Annotated in this window: 5 protein-coding genes; 3 read left to right on the top strand and 2 right to left on the bottom strand. The window is 38.1% G+C overall.

Going from position 1 to position 4670, the window contains the following annotated elements; all coding sequences use genetic code 11:
• Window positions 1–70: 70 nt before the first annotated feature.
• Window positions 71–1042 (top strand): RepB family plasmid replication initiator protein, encoded by a 972-nt coding sequence (locus GW12_RS08125; protein ID WP_227504152.1) that lies wholly within the window; start codon window positions 71–73, stop codon window positions 1040–1042.
• On the top strand, window positions 1042–1242 hold the full coding sequence (locus GW12_RS08130) for a hypothetical protein (protein WP_034586051.1): 201 nt from the start codon (window positions 1042–1044) through the stop codon (window positions 1240–1242). Before GW12_RS08125 ends, GW12_RS08130 begins: the two co-directional genes overlap by 1 nt.
• Here the strand turns inward: GW12_RS08130 and GW12_RS08135 are convergent.
• Both GW12_RS08135 and GW12_RS08140 read right to left on the bottom strand, forming a co-directional pair.
• Window positions 1216–2280, bottom strand: a complete 1065-nt coding sequence (locus GW12_RS08135; RefSeq protein WP_034586054.1) for an RNA-guided endonuclease TnpB family protein — start codon at window positions 2278–2280, stop codon at window positions 1216–1218. The two genes, GW12_RS08130 and GW12_RS08135, sit on opposite strands and share 27 nt — an antisense overlap.
• 189 nt (window positions 2281–2469) lie before the next feature.
• Window positions 2470–2733 (bottom strand): hypothetical protein, encoded by a 264-nt coding sequence (locus GW12_RS08140; protein ID WP_034586059.1) that lies wholly within the window; start codon window positions 2731–2733, stop codon window positions 2470–2472.
• A 196-nt stretch (window positions 2734–2929) separates the two neighbouring features.
• Between GW12_RS08140 and mobQ the strand changes: the two genes are divergently transcribed.
• Window positions 2930–4399 carry a MobQ family relaxase gene (gene mobQ / locus GW12_RS08145; protein WP_034586057.1) on the top strand — a complete coding sequence of 490 codons (1470 nt, stop codon included), beginning with the start codon at window positions 2930–2932 and terminating at the stop codon, window positions 4397–4399.
• Window positions 4400–4670 lie beyond the last annotated feature (271 nt).

Below are 4670 nucleotides of genomic sequence, written 5' to 3' on the forward strand. Positions count from 1 at the left end.
ATTGACGCATAACTATGACACTGTTAATATCGTGTCATAGTTGAGCTATAGATTAAGAAGAATGAGTAAAATGTTAGTAGTCAAAGCAAATAATATTATTGAAGCAAGTTATCAACTTTCTTTAAATGAACAACGGTTAATTTTAGCCGCTATATCGTGCATACCTAAAGGCGAGGAAGTGACCGATAACACAGGTTATTGCATCACAAGGGAATCGTTTATTGAGTTAGGTATTAACCCCAAAACTGCAAGCAGGGAAATCAGAGAAGCATGTGACCGGCTTTTTAATCGAGTTATCACAATAACAACTGAAGCAGGGACGTTTAAAACTCGATGGGTTCAGGACATCATGAAATATAATAGTGATTGGGCTTTGGCTAATCCTGAATTTATCCAAGAGGTGACTGGTAGCGATCCTTATGCAGAGGATTATATTTTAGCCGCTATACGATTTAGTAAGTCTGTATTGCCTTTTATTAGCAACTTATCGTCAAATTTCACACAATATTTCCTTCAAGATATAGCAGGGGTAAGCAGTGGATATAGCATTCGATTTTATGAATTAATGATGCAATTCAAAAGCACAGGCTATCGAAAAATAAGGCTTGATGACTTACGAAATATGCTTGATTTAAATGATAAATATCCACTAACAGCAGACTTAAAAAGACGTGTTATTGATACAGCAATTGATGAGCTTAACGAAAAATCACCTATTAAAATCACTTATAAACTATTAAAAACAGGTCGAAAATTCACACATTTAGAACTAAAATTTAAAGAAAAAAATAAAGAAAAAGGGCAATTAAAATGCCCTGACACAATTGATATGTTTGAAGAACCTAAAAATAATTTTCTCAAACTCTCGAACGCTCAATTAGATATGTTTAGCAGTAAGTTGGCAGATTTACCTGAAATACAAGGGATGGCGAATGTAGGCGAAGAAATGGCAAGTTTCAAAGCTCGTTTACGTTCAATGCTCCAAGACCCCGAAAAGCAAAAAACACTACTTCCATACTTAAAAAAATTAGGATTTAAATAATGATTGAGTTAGATAATTTTAATTTTGATGAAGAAGTTGCCAAATTCAATGATGTTATTTTCAATCAGAGTAATGAAGTAAAAGCAAAGATATTGACTGGATATTTAAGCTCTATTATTGATGTTGAGATTAAACATTTTGATGATTTCAATGATCTTGACATCCTCTCCCCCTTAAAAGAGGGAGATTCCTACTGCTAGACGCTTATGCCCAAGCGCAAGAATATTTAGTGCGGAATTAATATCCCGATTTTCGTGGAATGTACCGCATTCCACACACCGCCATTCTCTTATTCGCAAATCTGCTCTACCTTTCGGACTGCTTGCGGTGATCTCACCGCAGCACGAACAGGTTTGGGTGGTATAGGCTTCGTTGACTTCTTCAAACAATACGCTTGCGTTCTCGCATTTATACTTGAGCATTGTTTTGAGTGCTGAAAATCCTGTATCCAAAACCGACTTTGCCATCTTGGTTTTTACAAGTTTTTTAGCACTCAGATCGCCAACGACAATCAGTGCATTTTCCTTGACCAGTTGGCTACTGGCCTTGTGCAAGTGGTCTTTACGACAGTTTGCAATTTTGGCGTGTAATGCACGGACACGCTTTTTATTTCTCGCTCGTTGAGCAATTCCTAGTTTCTGTTCGTATGCTCGATAGAACTTGGGATTGGAAATCACAGTGCCATCGGAACAGGTAGCAATATCCTTTAAGCCAAGATCAATCCCAATCGCTTTAGTTGCAGTCGATTTCTCAGTTTTAAGGCTATCTACCACCAGGCAGACATACCATCGACCACGGCTATCCTCAACGAATGCGCCTGTTTTAACGCTGTATTGGCTTAATCCGTAGCTATCCCATAGTTTGAATAGGTGCTTACCGTATTGAACATAGCCATCGGCATACTTGATAGCGACTTTCTTAAATGGTATCCATCCAAGTGAACGTCTTGCAGATTTCTTGTTGCTGACCCGCCATCTGAGTTTGGCTTTCTTGAACTGTTTTCTGCGTGTCACCAGTTCTTCGGTGACAGCCTGGACGGTCTGGCTGTGCAAGCCACACTCTTTGGATGTGCCTTTGGTATATTTGGCAATATCGTAGGCACTAAGAAATTCACCCTTTCTTTTAAGGTGTTTAAACCCCAACTCATTCACGTAATTCCAGACAAAGTTCACCTCGGATGCCAATTGGTTCAGCACACTGGAATGTCTGTCTTTTATGCGTAATTTAAGCGTTTTCATGGATTTATTTTAATTCATATCGAAATGAGAGTAAGGTTTTTCAATAACTAAACGACATTTCATGTCGTGTCGCTTATATCTCTGACCTAAAGGACAGAGTTTTACGCTCCATTTGATAAAACAGTGCTTAAAGATATTGAAAGCAAAGTAACCTTTGCTATCAATATGCTAAAAACAATACAAAATTAATTATGGCAGATTAAATAATTTTCTATCCCGATCTTCTGTTAAATACTCGTTGATGCCAGCGAGTATTTTTTCTTTCTCTGCTTCATCTTCCATTTTGTTGAGCAAGTACGAACCAAGTAAAATTTTACGTCTGGTATCGTTTTTTCGATCTTGTTCTTTCTGTTTTGCCTTTTCACGAGCGTCTTTAGCCTGCTTTTGAGCTTTAAGCTGCTTTAAGCGTTCTTCCTGTTTAGCAATTCTCTGTTCTAAAGATTCATTTGTCATTGTAATTCCCATACCTAAAAAACCATTCAAGCATAGGATACCTGCCATTGAGATTCAATGCCTTCCTAAGCTATAATGGTTTTCCCGAAGGGCGCACTTTACCAAACTAATTTCATTAAGTTTGGAAGTTCGAAAGGGGATACCCCTTTACCCCATAAAATTATTTTGTTGTTGTTGAGAAAAGACAAAAAAGAAAATGGCAATTTATCACTTTTCAGTTAAAGCGATCAGTCGAGCAGATGGGCGAAGTGCCATAGCTGCTGCTGCCTATCGCTCAGGTGAAAAATTGATAGACCAAAAACAACAGAAAGAGCAGGATTACACAAGAAAGACAGGCGTAGAGTTTAAAAAAATCTATGCTCCTGACAATGCAAAAGCAGAACTCTTAGACCGTCAAAGCCTTTGGAACATCGTTGAAAAAGTTGAGAACCGTAAAAACTCAGTCCTAGCAAGAGAGTTTGAAATTGCCTTTCCCCAAGAGCTAAACGCAGAACAACGCCAACAGCTCCTAGATGATTTATGCAAAAAGATTGTAGAGCGTCATAACGTCATCGTTGATGCTGTCATTCATGCCCCGCATACAAGGGGTGGAAGTGATGAACGAAACTATCATGCTCATATTCTGTTTACGAGCCGACAGCTAGACAAAGACACAGGCGAGTTTTCTAAAAATAAATTTCGTGATTTCAACAAAGAGAAATCATCCGAAACGGTTGCAGCTTGGCGTAAAGACTTTGCCGATCTTGCAAATCACTACCTAGAAAAAAATAACTTTGATGCCCGTATAGATCACCGCAGCTATGCAGACCGAGGAATTGATTTAGAAGCTACCTGGCATGAAGGAAGCGCAGTTACAGCCATGAAGCGTAAATATGAGCGTGAACAATTAAAACCAGTTGAAGAACGAAATCCAAAAATCATCATGCCGATCATTGCCCTAGAAAATAATGCAATCAAGGCTAGAAACGCTGAAAAACAGCAGATTTTAAAAGGATTAGAGCAAGAAATTGTCCTATCCAAAAAGGTTTTAGATGGTTTAAAGCAACTGGAACGGACTCAAAAAGCAAAAGATCAGCATGAAGCCGAGATTAGAGCCACAAAACAAGCTCATACGGCCACAGAAGCAAAAACACACACAGAACTACCAAAACCTCAAGAAAATCGCTTAGAGCGCAAATCAGCGCAATCTAGCCCTATTGTTCAAGACACTTCGATAAGTGATAAAAAAATTGCTGTTCGTCTTTTTGAAACTAAAGTTCACGCTTTAGCTGAAAAAATCCATCATCAGGAACTAGAAAACCTCAAACAGAAAATGGGTGAATACATGGAATTGAGTAAAAATTTACTCAATCAGATAGAAACCCATAAACAAAATAAGCCATTCAACCCCTTTAAAATCAAGGCATGGACAAAAGAATTAGATGATTTAGTCCATAAACATGACAATGGTATCAAAGCCCAGTATGACAACCTGAAAACCGATTATCAGAGAATAAAAAATCTTGGTGTTACACATGAACATTGGAAAAAGGCAGATGCTCAAATGTACCAGCTTGATAAAAACGCATATCAGAAGATCAAAGCGTTTGAGATAGAACTTAATGAGCGTAATTCAGTTACCAGTATTAAAAAATCTTTAGAACAAGACAACGATAAGGGTCGTTAAACCTATCTTTTTTGTCTTTTATTTAAGCATATCTAAACAATATCAATAAGTTATTAGCGAGTGTCTACGAGCGACACAACGAAAAGTTGCGCCTAGACTCCCTGAAAAACCGCTTTTAAGTGCCTTAAATCCTAGAAAACTTATATTTTCATGCAGTCCTATGCACCTAGACCGAGCGAAGCGAGCAAAAAAAGACAATGAGCGAAGCGAATCCATAGTTTTGTGATCAATACCCAGCACTGGAAAAACTGCCCCAAGCTGCGAGGAACGA

The sequence above is a fragment of the Acinetobacter sp. HR7 genome (assembly GCF_000773685.1).
GTDB lineage: Bacteria > Pseudomonadota > Gammaproteobacteria > Pseudomonadales > Moraxellaceae > Acinetobacter > Acinetobacter thermotolerans.

Bases quoted from the DNA above. Each gene is read 5' to 3' on its own strand.
- GW12_RS08125 (WP_227504152.1), top strand. From the start codon at position 71: ATGTTAGTAGTCAAAGCAAATAATATTATTGAAGCAAGTTATCAACTT.
- GW12_RS08130 (WP_034586051.1), top strand. From the start codon at position 1,042: ATGATTGAGTTAGATAATTTTAATTTTGATGAAGAAGTTGCCAAATTC.
- GW12_RS08135 (WP_034586054.1), bottom strand. From the start codon at position 2,280: ATGAAAACGCTTAAATTACGCATAAAAGACAGACATTCCAGTGTGCTG.
- GW12_RS08140 (WP_034586059.1), bottom strand. From the start codon at position 2,733: ATGACAAATGAATCTTTAGAACAGAGAATTGCTAAACAGGAAGAACGC.
- mobQ (WP_034586057.1), top strand. From the start codon at position 2,930: ATGGCAATTTATCACTTTTCAGTTAAAGCGATCAGTCGAGCAGATGGG.